This is a genomic window from Streptomyces sp. NPDC102451 (assembly GCF_044765485.1).
In the GTDB taxonomy this organism is placed as follows: Bacteria; Actinomycetota; Actinomycetes; order Streptomycetales; family Streptomycetaceae; genus Streptomyces.
Map to the genome: position 1 here is coordinate 230,002 of NZ_JBIWKD010000005.1, position 16,518 is coordinate 246,519.

A 16,518-nucleotide genomic window follows, 5' to 3' on the forward strand; every position below is an offset into this window, starting at 1 on the left:
CAGGAGGCGTATCCCTCAACGGCCCTGACCGGGTTGGGAGTTGCCGAGATGAACAGTAGCACGCGCTGATCGGCGAGCCGATCAGAAGAGGGAAGAATAAAAACAACCCTCGCTGGCGCCCGGACCGGCCGTGCGCGTCAAACGACATTTGACGAAGTGCTGATGTCAACTGCGGTGCTACCGTGTGTCCCCGCTCGGCATGAAGAGGGAGTGGGGTCAATGGAGGACAGCGAGGACTTCGGTGTCTGGCTCGGGCGGCAGCTCCGTCGCAAGGGTCTGTCGCAGCAGGGGCTCGGCCAGCAGCTGGGTCTGACGCGTGCAGCTGTGTCGGCGTGGGTGACGGGTAGAGCCCGGCCGCGGCCGGAGGTGATGGTCAAGATCGCCGAGATCCTGGAGACGGATGTGGCGACTCTGATCACCAGGGACGCCGACGCCGGATCGGACCGGCCGACCGCTTGGTACCACCGGCTCGCTCACCACGACGGAGGTCGGGAGTACGGCAACGCAGCGGCCTTCGCGTTCGACGCCAACCTGTCCGTGCTGGCTCGGGAGGTCACGCAGAACGCGCTGGACGAGCGGCTCGACCCACGACGCTCGGTGCGCGTGCGCTTCACCCTGCACGAGCTGACCGGTGAGCACCTGCACTCCTTCCTCACCGCACTGAAGTGGGACGAGCTGGAACCCCACTACACGGCGGCCTCACAGTCCGGGCAGAAGGCGGGCCGGGTCCTGGCCGAGGGCCTTCGGGCGCTGCGCGAGGACGCCTCCCTCCTGCTTCTTCGGATCGATGACTACAACGCGTCAGGCTTGACCGGGCCCGAGTACGGGGACGGCCGGTACGCCGCAGTCGTCCGCCGTCAGCTGGACAGTCACAAGAGCAACGATCGGGCGGGCGGCTCCTACGGGCTGGGCAAAGCAACACTGTGGGCAGCCAGCCGGCTCGGCATGGTGCTGATCAACAGCACCTTGTCCGAGGCGCACGAAGGGCGTACCGCTCGTCGGGTGGTCGGGCGGCTGGACCTTCCCTGGCGTGAGGTCGAGGGTGTCGCATACGCCGGGCCCGCATGGCTCGGCGAGCCGGACACAGAGAAGGCGCACGAGGGGGTCTCCCGATCCTGGTGGGCTGATGAACGCGTGGTCGCGGATCTGTGGCTCGACCGGGACAGTGACGATCCTGGGACCTCGTTCCTCGTCGTCGGTGCCCACGACGCGGCCGGTGGCAGTGACACGTTGGAGGACCTGCACGCTGCTCTCGGGCAGGCGCTCTCCGACAATTTCTGGGCCGCCATGACGTCAGGTCGGTCGACACCGCCCCTGCTCGAGGCATCGGTACGGGCCTTTCGCAATGGTGAAGCGGTGGGCGGAGAACGCCGGGTCGACCCGCTCGACCGGCACCCGGCGCTTGTGCACGCGCTCCGGGCGTACATCGACGGGGAGACGGTCGACGAGCTCACGGAGGCCGGACAGGTCGCTGCCACGGACGTTGCTCTCACCGTCCCACCGCTGCGGACAGCCGGACGCAGAGCTGCGGGCAGCACCCACCGTGCCGTACTTCTGGTCACTCCGGCTGCGGACAGGGACGAACAGCACAGCCGGATCGTGTGCATGCGGGGCAACCGCATGACCGTCACGGCACGCCCTCCACGCAACCTGGGGATCGCGGTGGATCCCTTCCAAGCCGTTCTGCTGGCCGGATTCGCCACGGGCGACGACAGCGCGGCGACCCACGCCGCAGAAGAGTTCCTGCGCGCCGCCGAGCCGCCGGAGCACGACAGGTGGGGGGTGACCGAGGAACTCACTGCCGCCTACCTCAACGCTCCTCGCCGTCTGTCCGAGTTCAACACGGCCATGGACACGGCGCTGAGGAGCGTGATCGGTCGGCGAACCGTCGGCCAGAGCTCGGTCGGCCACGAAATCCTCCGAAAATTGCTACGCCTCGAGCTGCCGGCGACGGCCGGCGGCCGTCGTCGTCATCCGCTCGTGGACCGGGTGGTCGGAAGGGTGGATGCGGCCGGGGCCTGGACCTTGGACGTGACACTGGACGTGCCACAACGAGAGACCGGCTGGCAACTGCTACCGGTGGTCAAGTTCGACGTGCGATCGGGCGGACGACCTTCGCTCGAGTGGGCGGAGCTGTCCCCGAAGGAGAATTGTCAAGTGGTCGAGGGCAGGCTGGTCATCGATCCGGATGTGAGGTCCGCGCGCTTCGGCGGTGTCACTGCCGTGGGCAGCCATCCGGTGGCCGCGGCCATGGCCGGTGTGATCGTGGACATCCAGCAGGTGGGGGAGGCCTCGGCATGAGCGCTGTATACGCCTACCCGACCTTGGTGGGGAAGATCGAGGCCACTGTCCGAGGGGCGAGCATAGACGGGAAGCCTCTGCAGCTTTCGTTGATCTCGCAGCGCGATCAGGTCGTCGCCCTCCATCAGGTCGAGCGGGACAACTGGACCGAAGGAGTACTAGACCTGGAAGTCTCCCTGCCCGTCGAAGAGTTGGCCGACGGCCCGTGGTCCGGGGTCAGCTGTGTCGCGGTACTGACCGAGGGAGCCACGAACACCCGGGTGGTGACTCGCCTGGAACGTCGTCGGGACGACATGCGTTGGCGGGGCGATGTCCGGGTGCGTCGTTCCACCCATGCTGCACGGGCGCTGCTCGATATTTGCGTCGTCGGTAGCCACGGTGGTGTCGACGGGCGCATCCTCGGGAAGACGGACGCCCCGTGGGTGGTGGACCTGCTGGCCCGTACACCTGCCAGGCAACGAGACCTGGAGATCGTGGAAGAGGATTTCCGGGACGGGCAGCAGCAGTGGTTGCGCCCGTTCGCGGACGCGCCCTGGCTGGTCGACACATCGGGGGACCTACCGACCATTCTGCTGAACACTTCCTTCGAGGGCCTCTCCGCGCTGTTGACCGGTGCACGCAGCCCGTTGGAGAAGGCGACCGCAGGACTCGTGGCCGCCCAGGTGGCGGGAGAGGCGTGGGCGACCATGTTCCAGTCCGCTCTGAGCAACCTCGAATTCGACGAGGACGGAACCCCCCACCTTCCCGCCGGTTGGAGGGGTGCGGTACTGCGCTCCATGCTGCCGGAGGTGTTTCCTCGACTCCCGATCCCCGACGCGTTGAGAGAGGCCCACGACCGTCGCGCAGACGGCCGAGGATGGGCGGAGGTCCAGTCACGCGTCGAGATCGCAGCCGGAAGGCGCGGTCAGCTGCCCAGGAACCTCCTGGCGACCATCCGCGTCGTTTCCCGATCCCAGGAAGGTGCGCGCTCATGAACCGGGCACACACGGAGATGCCTGCTCGTCTCGCCCTCCTCGCGGGGGACCGCGCCACGGGCTTCCTCACCCACGGGGTGCGCGCCGGCCAGGAAGCGCTGCCCCATGTGGCGGTCCTCCGTGCGTGCGCGCCGATCCAGGACGACTCGGCCCGGTGGAACGTCGACCCGGTACGCGAGATCGTCGAGGAGGCGATGCACAGATTCGGCCCGGTCAGGACCGAGGCCGACGCCTGGTTGGCGCCCCGGCTGCACGCGACCCTGCGGCTGACGCGGGCGGAAGCGGCGGATGCAGGGCTCTGGAACTTCCTCGCCTTGGCCGTGGCACCCGACTTCGTCCTGTGGCGACACCTACCCCTGGGCCCGGCGGACGACGGCGCTCCCAGGAAGATCAACAGTGCCAGGTTCGTCGGCCCCCACTACAGCCAGGCCTTTGCTCGGCTCTGGTGGTCGGCCGAGATGTTCCGTGACGGGCCCGACTACACGCCCGCGGAGATCGCCTGCGGGAATCAGGACATGATCAATACAGCTCTCCGGCTCGCAGCCGTCGATCACAAACCCACTGCTCTGGCCCTGGTATCGGTTCTCGAGGGACTTACCGGCGAAGGAGCCACGCGTCTCGGGGATCGGGTCAACGCGCTGTGCACGGCGGTCAACGTGGCCGGCAGCACACTCATGTACGAGGTGATCGCGCCGGACGATCCACCCCGTCACGACGCGCGCACCGAGTGGATCGCGGATGCGGAATCGGCGCCCGCCGTGCCGTGGGAGAGGCTCCCCGAAGGGCCGGACGACGGCACCGCCCGGCGCTCCTCTGTCGAGGTGCTGAAGCGGATGTTCGGGCAATTCGCTGCGAAGGCGCCGTTGCGTGACAGGGCTCGCTCCGGGGCTGCACAGGACTGAAGTCCGAGTGTGCTCCGGATTCGGTCCGTCACGGCAGGCCCCGTACAGCTCACGCGTCCTGGGTGAGAACCTCATCCGATGCGGCATCCGAGTGCTTCGGTTCCCACGTCGCCAGCTTGTTGATCAAATCCTCGCTCGGCGCGCCGAGTCGGAGCGCACTGCTCAGGATGTGCAGGGACAGGAGGGGCGGAATGGCGTTGCCGATCTGTTGGGCCACATCGGTGGACCGCCAGGGGTACCGCCTGGGGAACGACTGGAGAAGGCCGGCTTCCTCGAACGTGAGCCGCTCCAACTCCTCGCCGATCTCCTTGGTCCCGGACGTGGTCTCCTTCAGGCGGAAGACGCGGTTGCGCCGTACCTTTCCGGTGATCGTCGCCGCGGGTTGGTCAGAAGTGCGGCGGCCTCGGTTCTTGGGGTCGCCACCTGATCCGTAGTTGGAGACCACCTCGAAGTCGCGTGGGCGCTCACTGAGTACGTCTTGCATGGCAACCCAGGGCTTGACCGGAGTCTTCTCTTTTCGAGGTGTGGAGAACAGCAGGTCCTCCCGGTCGTGCTCCGAGGCGTGCTGCTCGCGGAGGCGAGTGGCTCCCTTGCTGTAGCGCTGGTGGGTGGCGCGGGGAAACTCCACGTGCCGTCCTACGTTCTCCGGGTCCCACTGGGCGATCAGGACGGCACGGCGGCGTGTCTGTGGGACGCCGAAGGCCTCGGCGTGCAGCACGTGGGCATCGGCCGCGTAACCGACCTGCCTCAGGAGCTTGGCGTAGTGCTTCCATACGGGCAGGACGGTGGGCACCTGCTCCAGGACAACTACGTCGTACCGCTTCTTCTCCTGCTCGAGCTCGGCTTCCATGATCCATCGCAGCGGCTGAAGAACGAGACCGGTGCGTTCGTCCGACATCTTGTCGGTCTCGTCCTTGACGCCCTTCCAGGCGGCTTGGAAGGAAATGAGGTCTTTGTGACCGACCAGGCGAGTGGCCAGGCGTTTGACATCCTCAAGGGCTTCGTGGCCCTTCCGGTTACCTGCCACGGAGAATGACTGACACGGTGGTCCGCCAGTCAGGACATTCGCGCTTCGCACCTGCCCATCGCGCGGATTCAGTGCGGCCACATCTTTTTCCGTGGTGGTCAGCAGTCCGGCAGCCTCGCGCGTCGCCCGTGTCGCGTCGTCCCACTCGACTCCGATGCTCTCCAGTCCCATCACCGTGGCCGCGATGTCGAGGCCGCCCGGTCCGGCGAAAAGATCCACGATGCGGAAATCCGCAGGTAGTCGTGGTGAATGGAGTGCATGGGTCATGGGCGAAGTGTAGCCGGCCAATCAAGATCAACTCGCAGTGGAGTTAAGGCTGATGTGTGAGTGGTCAAGCTCCCAGAGCTTTGGCGAGGGCGTTGCCCAGGGCCTCGCCGACCGGCGGCGGTGAAGCGTGTCCGATCTGCCGGTAGCGTGCGGTCTTCCTGCCTGCGAACTGCCACTCACGCGGAAAGCTCTGCAGGAGCGCGGCCTGCGCATCCGTCAGTTTGATCATCTCGGAGGAGCCGTCGAGATCAGGCCCTGGGACCTCGTCGGCGAGCGCGCTCCCGTTGACCCCCATGCGTGCCCAGGCCTTCTTCGTCCCTGTCGGTCCCAGATCCGCACCGCCGCGCTTGTCCGAGCCGCCTACGAGCGTCGGGGCCACGCTGAACGCCTGAGTCGCCCATGCGTCAGCGCCGACCCAGCCGCGTGCCGCCATGGAGCGATGGAGGGCCTTGCCCACCGATACGTGCTCCTCGACCGTCGGCAACGGCGGCCGGAAGTGATCGGAGTACCGCTTCTTCAGGGCGACCAGCACGCCCTGCTTGCGATCCTGCGGGACGCCGAAGTCGGCCGCGTTCAGGACGAACCAGTGCAGCCGATACCCGAGGTGTTCCAGCTCCTTGCGGATGAATGTGCGTAGGGGCTCGAATTCCGGAGCTGCCACGAGTCCTGGCACGTTCTCGAGGAGGAGGGCGCGCGGTTGGATGGAATGGGCGAGGAGAACCGAGGCCTCCAGAAGGCGCTGCTCCTCCTCGGTCTCCGCCCTTGCCGCGGTCGCGCTGGACTTCACCCGGGGTGGCCCTGCCGAGAGTAGATCCACGTCGTAGGTCTTCGGGTAGTCGTCGGGTACGAAGTCCAGAAGATCCATTTCCAGCACGTCCCATGCCGGGCGGTTCAGGCGCAGCGTCTGGCAGGCCACCGTTCTGTTGTCCAACAACAGCACCGGATCGAAGCCCGCCCGCTCCAGGCTCAGAGCCAGACCGCCGGCACCGGCGCACACGTCCACGAACCGGAGTCCGCTCACAGGTCCCCACTCGAATCCCGCTGTCCGCGATCGAGGCGTTCTCGATCGACCGCCTTCGCCACCTGCTCGGCCACTCGAAGCGGAGCTTCGTGCTCCCAGAAACGTAGGACCGTCCACCCTGCGGTGGTCAGGTGCTCCGTGGTCTCGACGTCCCGTGCCATGTTGCGAGCCAGCTTCTGACGCCACCACTCTGCGTTCGACTTCGGTTGCGTGGCGTGTTCGGGGCAGCCGTGCCAGAAGCACCCGTCAAGGAAAACGGCCACCTTGGCCCGTGTGAAAGCGATGTCGATCGTGCGCCGGGGCATATGCGGCACACGCTCGTTGAGGCGATAGCGGTAACCGGAGGCGTGCAGCAGCTTCCGGACCGCCACCTCGGGTGCGGTGTCGCGGCGCGCCTGGCGGCTCATGCGGGCGGAGACGCCAGGGGAGGACGGTTTGGCAGTGCTCATCACTGCCCAGTTTCCTACGTTCAGCCGTCTTCGCGATCAATGACGGCGAAATTCCTCCTGCTCGAATCGATCGTACGGAAGCGGACCAGGCTCCTCCGCCCGCTGCTGGGAGACAACGGCCTGATATCCGGCCAGTACCCCACCCCGCCTCGCGTCGCGTCAGGCCGACTGTCCGAAACCGCCCCCGATTTCATACGCCGGCCGTCGGTGGAGGGTCGCGGAGATCGTGGGAGCGGGTGGGGGCCAGGCGCCCCTTGGGCTGCGGGTGGCGTGCCGTCGGCGGCCCGGGACGATCGGGTGAGTGCGGCCGACAAACGGGAGCTGGTTCGGCACTTCGGGCCTCATGGCGGGTCGCCCGGGCATCGTGGCGCTGTCGCCCCCGCCACCAGCACCTCCACCCCGTCCAGCACCCGCCCCAGCCCGAACTCGAAGAGGGTGCCGAGCTTCAGGTCGAAGCTGCCGTCGTCGAAGAGCGTGGACAGCACCGGGTAGGCGGCGGTCGTCTGGATCGCGTCCATGCGGGGTTCCACCGCCGTCATCCACTCGTCCGCCGTCATGCCGCTGTCCTGCCGTGCCTGGGACTCCAGTTCCACCGCCATCGCGATGCCCTGGGCGTAGCCCAGCACCGTGAGGTGGATGTGCAGCATCTGTTCCGGGGTGAGGTCGAGGCCGGTCAGGGCGGCCAGGACGCGTTCCGTGTAGCGCATCGCGTTCGGGGAGGCCGTCGGGCGGGTGAGGCCGGCCAGGGCGCGGGCCAGCCAGGGGTGTTGTTCGTACTGCTTCCACAGCCAGCGCGCCTCCTGCTCCAGCAGCGGGCGCCAGCCCGTGGGCCGGGGGCCGGGCGGGCCGCTGTCGAAGACCGCTTCCGACATCAGCCGGACGAGCTCGCCCTTGCTCGGGACATGGCGGTACAGCGCCATGGTCGAGGTGTCGAACTCCGTCGCGATGCGCCGCATCGAGAGTGCGGCCAGGCCCTCCGCGTCCACGAGCGCGATCGCCGTACGGATGACGCGTTCGCGGCTGAGCTGCGGCTGCCGGGCCTGAGGCGTGGCGCGTTCCCGGCCGCTCTCCGCGACCACCGTGCCGACGCCGGGCACCGGCCGCACCAGCCCTTCCTGGTTCAGCGCGCCGAGGGCCTTCGTCGCCGTGGCCATCGCGACGCCCCACTCCTGCGTGATCCGGCGGGTGGAGGGAACCGGGTCGCCCGGGGCGAGTTCGCCCGAGGCGATGCGGCGGCGGATCTCCCCGGCGATACGGAGGTAGGGCGGTTCCGTGGTCATGAGGTGAGCGTACTAGTGCACCTGAGGTGACGGATCCCGGTTCAGCTGGGGAGCTTGGCAGGTGCACTAGGCAGCTGTTTGCGGTGTACGGGGAGGGGCGGTTCCGTACTGCGTATGGAGAACACACCCGGTCCCCGCGCGGGCCGTAAGGAATGGACCGCCCTCGGCGTCCTGATGCTGCCGCTGCTGCTCGTCTCGATGGACGTATCCGTCCTCTACTTCGCGATCCCGTACATCAGCCAGGACCTGGAGCCCAGCGCCACCCAGCAGTTGTGGATCCTGGACATGTACGGCTTCGTCCTCGCGGGCCTGCTCATCGCCATGGGCGCCCTCGGCGACCGCATCGGCCGGCGCGCCCTGGTCCTCGCGGGGGCCGCCGTCTTCGGGGCAGCTTCGGTGGCGGCCGCGTACGCGCACTCGGCCGAAGTGCTCATCGGCGTACGCGCGTTGCTGGGGCTCGGCGGTGCCGCCCTGATGCCCTCGACCCTCGCCCTGATCCGCAACCTCTTCCACGACGCCAAGCAGCGCGGGAAGGCGGTGACCATCTGGACCGGCGTCATGACCACCGGCATCTCGCTGGGGCCCGTCGTCAGCGGGCTGCTGCTCGAACACTTCTGGTGGGGCTCGGTCTTCCTCATCAATCTGCCCGCCATGGTGCTGCTGCTCGTGCTGGTGCCCTTCCTGGTGCCGGAGACCGTGACCACCGCGCGCGGCCGGTTCGACCTGCTCAGCGCCGTGCTCTCGCTCGGCGCCCTCCTCGCGGTCATCTACGGCATCAAGGAGTGGGCCCGGCACGGGTACGAGCCCCTGCCCGCGCTCTGCGTCGCCGCCGGTCTGCTGCTCGGCGCCGTCTTCGTACGCCGGCAGAGGCGCCTCGCCCACCCGATGATCGACCTGGGACTCCTGGGACGGCGTGCCTTCGGCGGTCCGGTGCTCGCCAATCTGCTCGCGATGTTCGCCACCGTGGGCATGGCCGTCTTCTTCACGCAGTACCTCCAGTCCGTGCTCGGCCAGGGCCCCCTCACCGCCGCGCTCTGGAGCCTGGTGCCGGCCGCGGGCGTGGCCCTGATGGCGCCGACCGGTGCCGCGCTCGCCCAGCGGACCGACCGTGCGTACGTGGTGGGCGGCGGTTTCGCCGTCGCCGCCTGCGGATTCCTCTGGCTCTCGCAGCTGCGCACCGACTCGCCCCTGTGGGTCGCCCTCACCGGCGGGGCCGTCTACGCGGGCGGGCTGGTCGCCGCCATGACCCTCGCCAACGAACTCGCCCTGGGCGCCGCCCCGCCCGAGCGCGCCGGATCCGCGGCGGCCGTCCTCGAATCGGGCCAGGAACTGGGGGGCGCCCTGGGCATGGCGATCCTCGGCTCCATCGGCGCCGCGGTCTACAGCCGGGACATGGCCGACGCCCTGCCCGCCGGGACGCCGCACGCCGACGCCGTACGCGAGACCCTGGGCGGCGCCGCGGCGGTCGCCGATGAACTGCCCGCCGCGACGGCGGACACCGTGCTGTCGGCCGCGCGTGACGCCTTCACCCATGGGCTGGGCATCGCCGCGGTCGGCGCGGCCGTGGTGATGGCCGGAGCGGGGGCGCTGTCGGTCGGTCTCCTGCGCGGGGTGGGCGGGACGCCGCCGCCCGCACCGGCACACGGCCCCGCCGACGGGGTCGCCGCCCGCTCCGGTAGCGGGCTGTGAGCCTGGGACCGATGCTGGTTGCGTACGTGTCCACGTGTACGGGGGCCCGGTTACGGGTCCCGTGAGGGGGGCGAAGGAGCTGGGCTCATGGCTGATGCGCCCCTGATGGTCGTGGACGGCGCCGGAGCGGTCACCGGGTGGAGCCGGGCCGCCGAGCAGCGCTTCGGCCAGGCGGCCACCGATGTGCTGGGCCTGCGCGTGACGGACGTACTCGCGGGCGACTCCCTGCGTGCTGACGGGGACGACGACGCGCGTGCGGGGCTGCGGCTGGAGCCGCTCGCGGGGGACGGCTGGGCCGTCTGGGAGGCCGACGGAGGCTCCAGGCGTGGGTATGCCGTGGGGAAGGCGCTGCTGGACGTGATGTTCACGCAGGAACGCGTACGCATCCATGTGCTCGACCCGGAACTCCGCCTCCTGAGGATCAGCGACCCCTCCCTGGACCCCGACACGGACGAGACCGCGCGGCTGCGCGGGCGGCCGTTCCGCGAGGTGTGCGCCTTCCACGAACCGGAGCGGGTGGAGGCGTACGTACGGGAGGTCCTGCGCACCGGGGTCCCCGGCGTCGAGTGCTCCTTCCGGGCGGCCCGCGGCGACGTGGCCGGCGGACGGCGCACCCTCTCCCTGTCGGCGTTCCGGCTCCAGGAGGGGCACGGGGTGCGGCAGAGCGGTCACGGCACCGTCCTGGGGGTCGTCGTCTCCGTGGTCGACGTCACCGAACGGGTGCGGCGCCGGGTCCGGGAGGCGGCGCTCGCCGCGGTCCGCGACAGCGTGGGCCGGACGATGGACATCGAGGCCACCTGCCGGGACGTCGTCGAGGCGGTGGTCCCTGACTACGCGGACGTCGGCGTCGTCGAGATCGTCGACGCGGTCCTGCGCGGTGAGACCCCGCAGCCCGGGCCGCTCGGCCGCGACGTACCGCTGCGCCGTGCCGCGTACGGCGGTGGCGGCGACCCCGCGCACCCGGTCGGCGACGTGCGGGCCGTGCCGCCCGGGACACCGTTCCAGCGGGGCCTGTCCGACCTGCGGGCCCGCGTCGTCCCGGTCGAGGACGCGCCCTGGGCCGACGCCGACCCCGCGCGGGCCCACTCCATCAAGGAGGAGCGCGCCCACACACTCCTGCTGGTACCGCTGACGCTGCGCGGCGCCGTCCTCGGGCTGGTGAGCCTCTACCGCTGCGGTGACTCCGAACCGTTCACCGAGGCGGACATCCCCGTGGCGATGGCGATGGCCTCCCGCACCGCTCTCGGCATCGACAACGCCAGCCGCTACGTGCACGAATACACCATCGCCAGCGCCCTCCAGCGCCGGCTGCTGCCCCAGATGCCGTCGCCCCAGCCCGCCGTCGAGACGGACCATCTGCTCATCCCGGGCGGCGGCGCGGGCAACTGGTTCGACACGATCGCGCTGCCCGGGGCCCGTACCGCCCTCGTCGTCGGGGAGGTCGCCTCGGGAGGCATCCAGGCCGCCACGACCATGGGACAGCTGCGCACCGTGGTCCACGCCCTCGCCGCGCTCGACCTGGAACCGGACGAGCTGCTCGCCCGGCTGTACGACACCGTGGCGCGACTGGCGGAGGAGCGCTCCCAGTTGCCGGAGAGCGACCCGCTGCACCGGGAGCCGCTGCTGGCGACCTGCGCGTACGTCGTGTACGACCCGTTCACCGCGACGTGCACCATGGCCTCCGCCGGGCACCCGGCTCCCCTGCTCGTCGCACCCGACGGCACATCCACCACGGTCAGCGTGATCCAGGGACCGCCGCTCGGCTCCGGGGACCGAGGCCCCGTCGCGGCGGCCTCCTTCCCGGTCCAGGAGGACAGCCTGCTCGCGCTCCACAGCAGCGCACTGCGGAGCCACGCCGCACTCCCGGAGGGCGCGCTGCACCAGGCGCTCGCCCATCCGGACCGGCCGTTGCGGGAGCTGTGCGACGCGGTGGCCTACACCCTGCCCGACTCCGTCGACCTCCGGGGAGCGACCCTGCTGCTGGCCCGGACCCGCGCGATGCCCGAGAACCGTTACGCCGCCTGGGAGTTGCCGTACGACAGGACGGCGCCGTCCACCGCGCGCCGTCTCACGTCCAGCACGCTGGCCGGCTGGCACGTCGACGGCGACACCGGTGACGCGACCGAGCTGATCGTCAGCGAACTGGTGACCAACGCCGTGCGCTACGGCAGCCCGCCGGTGGAGCTGCGCCTCATCCTCGACCGGGGGCTGACCTGCGAGATCCGCGACGGCAGCACCACCGCCCCGTACATGAAGTACGCCGGGGCGGTCGACGAGGGCGGGCGCGGCCTCTTCATCATGTCCCAGCTCGCCTCGCTGTGGGGCACCCGGTACGCGCCCGACGGCAAGACCGTGTGGTCGGAGCAGGAGATCCCCGAGGAATGAGGGCCCGGCCGTACGGACGCGCCCCTCGTGCTGCCCGCCGGCTCTACGAGGCCCCGGTCTCCAGCAGGGTGACGACACCGGAGAAGACGCACATGTCGTTCTGCACCAGGGAGACGATCACGCGTGCCGGGCCCCGGCCGGGCGACTCCAGGAGGCTGGCGTGGATCCAGCACGGTCCGTCGAACTCGCAGTAACGGGCGAAGACCACGTCCATGCCGACGGCCGTCATGGGCCGTGGATGCGTCACGGCCTGGGCTGCCTGGCGTGCGGCCTCCAGGACCAGCATGCCCGGTGCGTGGTCGACAGGATGGTCGAACAGGACGGGATGCTCGAGGTCGATCCGCAACTGGCCGCGGCCCGGTATGTCGGAGGCCGAGAGGACCACGTCGGCGGCGCGGTCACGCCCGACCCGCAGGGGCGCCATCGGAGCCGGCGGAGGGAGCGCGCGGCCGATGGACCGGGCGATGTCGGCGTAGGGCCCGCGCACCCGCTCGTAGAGTGCCGGTGCGTAGTTGGCGAAGCGGGTCCGGGCGACCCCGACCTGTACGCCGTCCTGCACGATCTCGACCTGCATGTTCATCGAGGCGAGCCGCCCGGAACGGCGAACGATGTCCCGGCAGGCGACGCGGAGTTCGACAGCCGTGCCGGACTCGCCCACGGTCAGCGCCGCAGGGGTGAGGGAGTAGCTCAGACTGCTCCACACCTGGCGATGGCCGAACGGCACGCCGTAGGCGGCGTGGCTGAGCAGAGGCACCATCTGCCGGACCGTCTCCGTGAAGAGGAGAGGATCGTGCAGTCCGTGGCGGGAGCTGTAGAAGCCGTGTGCCTGCGGCCAGCGGGCCAGGACGCGGTACGTATCGTCCCCCGTGGCCTGCCATTCCCTGAGCAGGACCTCGGATGCGTCTACTTTGTGGACATATCTGGCGGTTACCGGAACGCCGGCCGTGACGTCCGGTGCGAACTGGGTGGTACTGGACACGCGAATCCCCCTGATGTTGATCAGCTCTGACCTCGCGGACAAGTCAGGCTTATAAAAATAAAGGTCGTTCGGTTACGTAACTTCACTGGAAAGTAAAGAGATCCCCAATAGGATGCCAAGGGGCGGCTGTTGGTGCTCTCGTCGGGCCGCCGGGCTGCCAGGTCAGGACGGCATGCTCGGGCAAAGGCCCCATAGCACTATAATGTAATGACTGTTCTGTTTTTGGAGGCGGCGTGAGGCAACTGAAGCAGCAACGGGCTGTGGAGACCCGGCAGGCGATCCTGCACGCCGCGGCGGTGGTCTTCGACGAGTCGGGTTACGCCGGGGCGAGCATCAACCGCATACTCGAACGCTCGGGCGTGACCGCGGGCGCCCTCTACTTCCACTTCGAGTCCAAGGAAGCCCTCGCCCGCGCCGTCATGCAGGCGCAGTCCGACACCATAGTCCCGCTGTTGACCGCCGAAGGGCTCCAGCGACTGGTGGACCTCACCATGATCTGGTCCCACCAGCTGCAGACGAACACGCTGCTCCGGGCCGGTGTGCGACTGACGACGGAGCGGAGCGCGTTCGGCATGGAGGACGCCGCGACCCCCTACCAGGACTGGGCCGCGATCATGGAGAGCTGCCTCGTGCGAGCCGAGGAGCGGGGTGAGCTGCAGGCCGGGGTGGCCCCGAAGGAGCTGGCCGAGTTCGTCGTCGAGGCCTGCACCGGCATGCAGCTCTTCGCCTCCGCAGTCAGTGGGCGGGCGGACCTGCCTCAACGGGCCGTGCGCATGTGGGAGTTGCTGATCCCCGGTGTCGCTGTTCCCTCCCTCGCGGTCCGGATCAAGATCGATCCGGACCGCTGGAAAGCGGCGGCCTATGGCACCCTTCCCGAAGCAACTTCGCCTGTCTGGCCGGGTGTCGCACGTCGGCGGCCCGGTGATCCGCGCGATCAGTGACTGCCGCCGAAGTCTGCCCGGGGCAACGACGCACGGGCAGCTCCCCGCGCACCGCCGTGTGCGCGGGGCAGCTCGGGAGCCCGAGGACAGGAAGCACCGTATGCGGGAGGGGAAACATGGGACGGGAACTCGAGAAGCTACGCCTGGTCGCGCTCAATATCGACGGGGTACTGCTCAACGACACCTTCAGTCCGGTCATTCACCATTTCATCGTCAGCCGGGGCGGGGAGTACACCGCCGCGACGGAGCGCGCCATCTTCTCGCAGCCCCAGCACATCGCCGGGCAGCGCATGGCGGAGGCCGTGGGCGGCACGATGTCGGGCGAGGAGGCTCTGGCCGCCTACTTCGAGGAACGTGACGGCTACCTCGCGCGCCACCCCGTCGTGATGGCGGACGGTGCGGTGGAACTGCTGCGGCGCCTGCGTGGACTGGGGCTGCGCACCGTCTGCTACGGCGGGCTGCCGAAGACCCACTTCGACACGTTCCTCGGTGCTCACGCCGAGCTGTTCGACGGGCCCGGGTACGTGTGCACGAACGGCTTCCGGCCCGGAGTCCACGAAATCACCACGGATGTCTTCGGCCTGACCCACGACCAGGTGCTGTTCGTGGACGACGTGGCCCGCGTGGCCGAGGCCGCGAGGACCCATGGCGTCGCGTTCGTCGGGCTTCCGAGCCCCTTCGAGCACGGCTTCCAGCGCGAGTTGATGCGGGAAGCCGGAACACGCCACATCGTGAGCCGCCTCGACGAGATCGACGAGGGCCTCCTGCGCGTCGTCGACACCGAGGTCGCGGCCGGCAGGACGTGGGGGGAATGACCATGCTGGACGGACGGGTCGCGATGATCACCGGGGCCTCCAGCGGAATCGGGGCGGCCGCGGCCAGGCTCTTCGCCGCCGAGGGAGCCGCGGTCGTCCTCATGGCGCGGCGGGCGGAACCCCTCGACGCACTGGTCGAGGAGATACGCGGGCTCGGAGGCCGCGCCCTGGCTGTACCCGGCGATGTCGCAAAGGGCGAGGACGTGGCCCGAACGGTCGACCGGGCGGTGGACACCTTCGGCTACCTCGACGCGGCTTTCAACAACGCCGGTTACGCCACGGCCGGTCAGCCGATCCACGAGATCAGCGACGAGACCTACGAGTTGACCATGGACGTCAATGTGCGGGGTGTGTGGAACTGCCTCCGCCACCAGGCCCCCGCGATGCTCGCGTCCGGGCGGGGCGGGGCCGTGGTCAACACGTCGAGCGTCGCCGGCACCGCGGCAACGGGTGCCTCCGCGGCCTATGTGGCCGCCAAGCATGCGGTCATCGGCCTGACCAAGGCCGCCGCCGCGGACTACGGCGCACAGGGGATCCGCGTCAACGCACTGGTGGTGGGCAGTACGCGCACCGAGATGATGGAACAAGTCCTGCACCAGGCACCGGAGCTGGAGGACGTCTTCGCGGCGGCCTCCATCCAGAAGCGCATGGCCGACCCCGTGGAGGTGGCCCGGGCGGCCGCCTGGCTGTGCAGCGACCGGGCCTCGTTCATCACCGGAGCGGCAGTGCCGGCCGACGGTGGTGCGACCGCCACCCACTGATCAGTTTCGGCCGTGCGGTGAAGGGGGCGTCCTGCGGGGCGCCCCCTTTCGGCTCTCCCTGTGGTAAAAAAAAGCGAACGATCACTTTAAAATTCTGTGACGCCCGGATTGCGCGGTCGCCAGGAGGGAGCACGGCAGTGCAGATCCGGGCCGCGCGTACCCGTGGGGCCCTCATCCGGGGCGCTGCCGTGTGCATGGACGCCCAGGGCTTCAAGGGCGCCACCCTCACCGCCATCGCGGAGTCGTGCGACGTCTCCATCGGCGCCCTGACCTTCCACTTCCACGACAAGACCAGACTGGCGGCAGCGGTGGCCGACGCCGGCGCCTCGATCGCCCGTGAGGCCGTGGAAGCCGCGTCCGTGCAGCACGAATCGCCTCTGCGCGCGATGGAGGAGCTGCTTTCCGTGCTCACCCGGCTGCTGGCGCAGGATGTCGTCGTCCGGGCGGCCGCCCTGCTGACGCGCGAACGGGCGGACATCGCCGCCGACTGGCGCGACGCCTGGGTGCCCAGGCTCGCCGAGCTGGCCGAGCAGGCGGACGAACGCGGTGAACTCGGCCCGGGGGTCGAGCCGTGTCTGGTGACGGACCTGGTGGACTGCCTCGTGACGGCGGCTGAGGTGCGCATGCGTCGTGCGGGGCACTGCCGCGGCGCGGGCGGGGAGCTCGCGCGCGTGTGGCTGCTGATCCGCCGGGGCATCGCGAGCGACAAGGCGTAGGCGCGCGCGGC

Annotated in this window: 14 protein-coding genes; 9 read left to right on the forward strand and 5 right to left on the reverse strand. The window is 69.5% G+C overall.

Annotation, left to right across the window (positions count from 1 at the left end; translation table 11 throughout):
* The first annotated feature begins 219 nt into the window (after positions 1–219).
* The 3 genes from ACIRD8_RS13950 to ACIRD8_RS13960 are packed head-to-tail and all read left to right on the forward strand — an operon-like array spanning position 220 to position 4,177.
* The gene (locus tag ACIRD8_RS13950) at positions 220–2,301 is read left to right on the forward strand and encodes a helix-turn-helix domain-containing protein (protein ID WP_403990014.1); all 2,082 of its coding nucleotides are present in this window, start codon (positions 220–222) and stop codon (positions 2,299–2,301) included.
* Entirely contained in the window at positions 2,298–3,275 is a 978-nt protein-coding gene (locus ACIRD8_RS13955) for a hypothetical protein (RefSeq protein WP_403990016.1), read from the forward strand. The genes ACIRD8_RS13950 and ACIRD8_RS13955 overlap by 4 nt, the downstream gene beginning before the upstream one ends.
* A complete protein-coding gene (locus ACIRD8_RS13960) occupies positions 3,272–4,177 on the forward strand; it encodes a DUF6339 family protein (RefSeq protein ID WP_403990018.1) in 906 nt (301 codons plus the stop codon). The genes ACIRD8_RS13955 and ACIRD8_RS13960 overlap by 4 nt, the downstream gene beginning before the upstream one ends.
* A 49-nt stretch (positions 4,178–4,226) precedes the next feature.
* Here the strand turns inward: ACIRD8_RS13960 and ACIRD8_RS13965 are convergent, their stop codons facing one another.
* The 4 genes from ACIRD8_RS13965 to ACIRD8_RS13980 all read right to left on the reverse strand — a co-directional run bounded on the left by ACIRD8_RS13965 (position 4,227) and on the right by ACIRD8_RS13980 (position 8,221).
* A complete protein-coding gene (locus tag ACIRD8_RS13965) occupies positions 4,227–5,471 on the reverse strand; it encodes a DNA cytosine methyltransferase (protein ID WP_403990020.1) in 1,245 nt (414 codons plus the stop codon).
* 64 nt (positions 5,472–5,535) lie between these two features.
* Complete coding sequence (locus ACIRD8_RS13970; protein ID WP_403990022.1) at positions 5,536–6,492, reverse strand: DNA cytosine methyltransferase; 957 nt, start codon at positions 6,490–6,492, stop codon at positions 5,536–5,538.
* The gene (locus ACIRD8_RS13975; protein ID WP_403990024.1) at positions 6,489–6,941 is read right to left on the reverse strand and encodes a very short patch repair endonuclease; all 453 of its coding nucleotides are present in this window, start codon (positions 6,939–6,941) and stop codon (positions 6,489–6,491) included. The genes ACIRD8_RS13970 and ACIRD8_RS13975 overlap by 4 nt, the downstream gene beginning before the upstream one ends.
* A gap of 341 nt (positions 6,942–7,282) precedes the next feature.
* Positions 7,283–8,221, reverse strand: coding sequence for a TetR/AcrR family transcriptional regulator C-terminal domain-containing protein (locus ACIRD8_RS13980; RefSeq protein WP_403990026.1), 939 nt, complete (start codon positions 8,219–8,221; stop codon positions 7,283–7,285).
* 114 nt (positions 8,222–8,335) lie between these two features.
* On the opposite strand from ACIRD8_RS13980, the gene ACIRD8_RS13985 reads away from it, so the two are divergent.
* Together ACIRD8_RS13985 and ACIRD8_RS13990 are read left to right on the forward strand one after the other, a co-directional pair.
* Positions 8,336–9,910, forward strand: a complete 1,575-nt coding sequence (locus ACIRD8_RS13985) for an MFS transporter (protein WP_403990028.1) — start codon at positions 8,336–8,338, stop codon at positions 9,908–9,910.
* An 87-nt stretch (positions 9,911–9,997) separates the two neighbouring features.
* A complete protein-coding gene (locus tag ACIRD8_RS13990; protein WP_403990030.1) occupies positions 9,998–12,295 on the forward strand; it encodes a SpoIIE family protein phosphatase in 2,298 nt (765 codons plus the stop codon).
* A 43-nt stretch (positions 12,296–12,338) separates the two neighbouring features.
* Here ACIRD8_RS13990 and ACIRD8_RS13995 read toward each other — a convergent pair whose 3' ends face one another.
* Positions 12,339–13,274 carry a ScbA/BarX family gamma-butyrolactone biosynthesis protein gene (locus ACIRD8_RS13995; RefSeq protein WP_403990032.1) on the reverse strand — a complete coding sequence of 312 codons (936 nt, stop codon included), beginning with the start codon at positions 13,272–13,274 and terminating at the stop codon, positions 12,339–12,341.
* A 233-nt stretch (positions 13,275–13,507) separates the two neighbouring features.
* Between ACIRD8_RS13995 and ACIRD8_RS14000 the strand changes: the two genes are divergently transcribed.
* The 4 genes from ACIRD8_RS14000 (at position 13,508) to ACIRD8_RS14015 (ending at position 16,507) form a co-directional block, all read left to right on the forward strand.
* Positions 13,508–14,215 carry a ScbR family autoregulator-binding transcription factor gene (locus ACIRD8_RS14000; protein WP_403990034.1) on the forward strand — a complete coding sequence of 236 codons (708 nt, stop codon included), beginning with the start codon at positions 13,508–13,510 and terminating at the stop codon, positions 14,213–14,215.
* A 116-nt stretch (positions 14,216–14,331) separates the two neighbouring features.
* Entirely contained in the window at positions 14,332–15,030 is a 699-nt protein-coding gene (locus tag ACIRD8_RS14005) for an HAD family phosphatase (protein WP_403990036.1), read from the forward strand.
* 2 nt (positions 15,031–15,032) lie between these two features.
* On the forward strand, positions 15,033–15,791 hold the full coding sequence (locus ACIRD8_RS14010) for an SDR family NAD(P)-dependent oxidoreductase (protein ID WP_403990728.1): 759 nt from the start codon (positions 15,033–15,035) through the stop codon (positions 15,789–15,791).
* 137 nt (positions 15,792–15,928) lie between these two features.
* Positions 15,929–16,507 (forward strand): TetR family transcriptional regulator, encoded by a 579-nt coding sequence (locus ACIRD8_RS14015; protein ID WP_403990038.1) that lies wholly within the window; start codon positions 15,929–15,931, stop codon positions 16,505–16,507.
* Positions 16,508–16,518 lie beyond the last annotated feature (11 nt).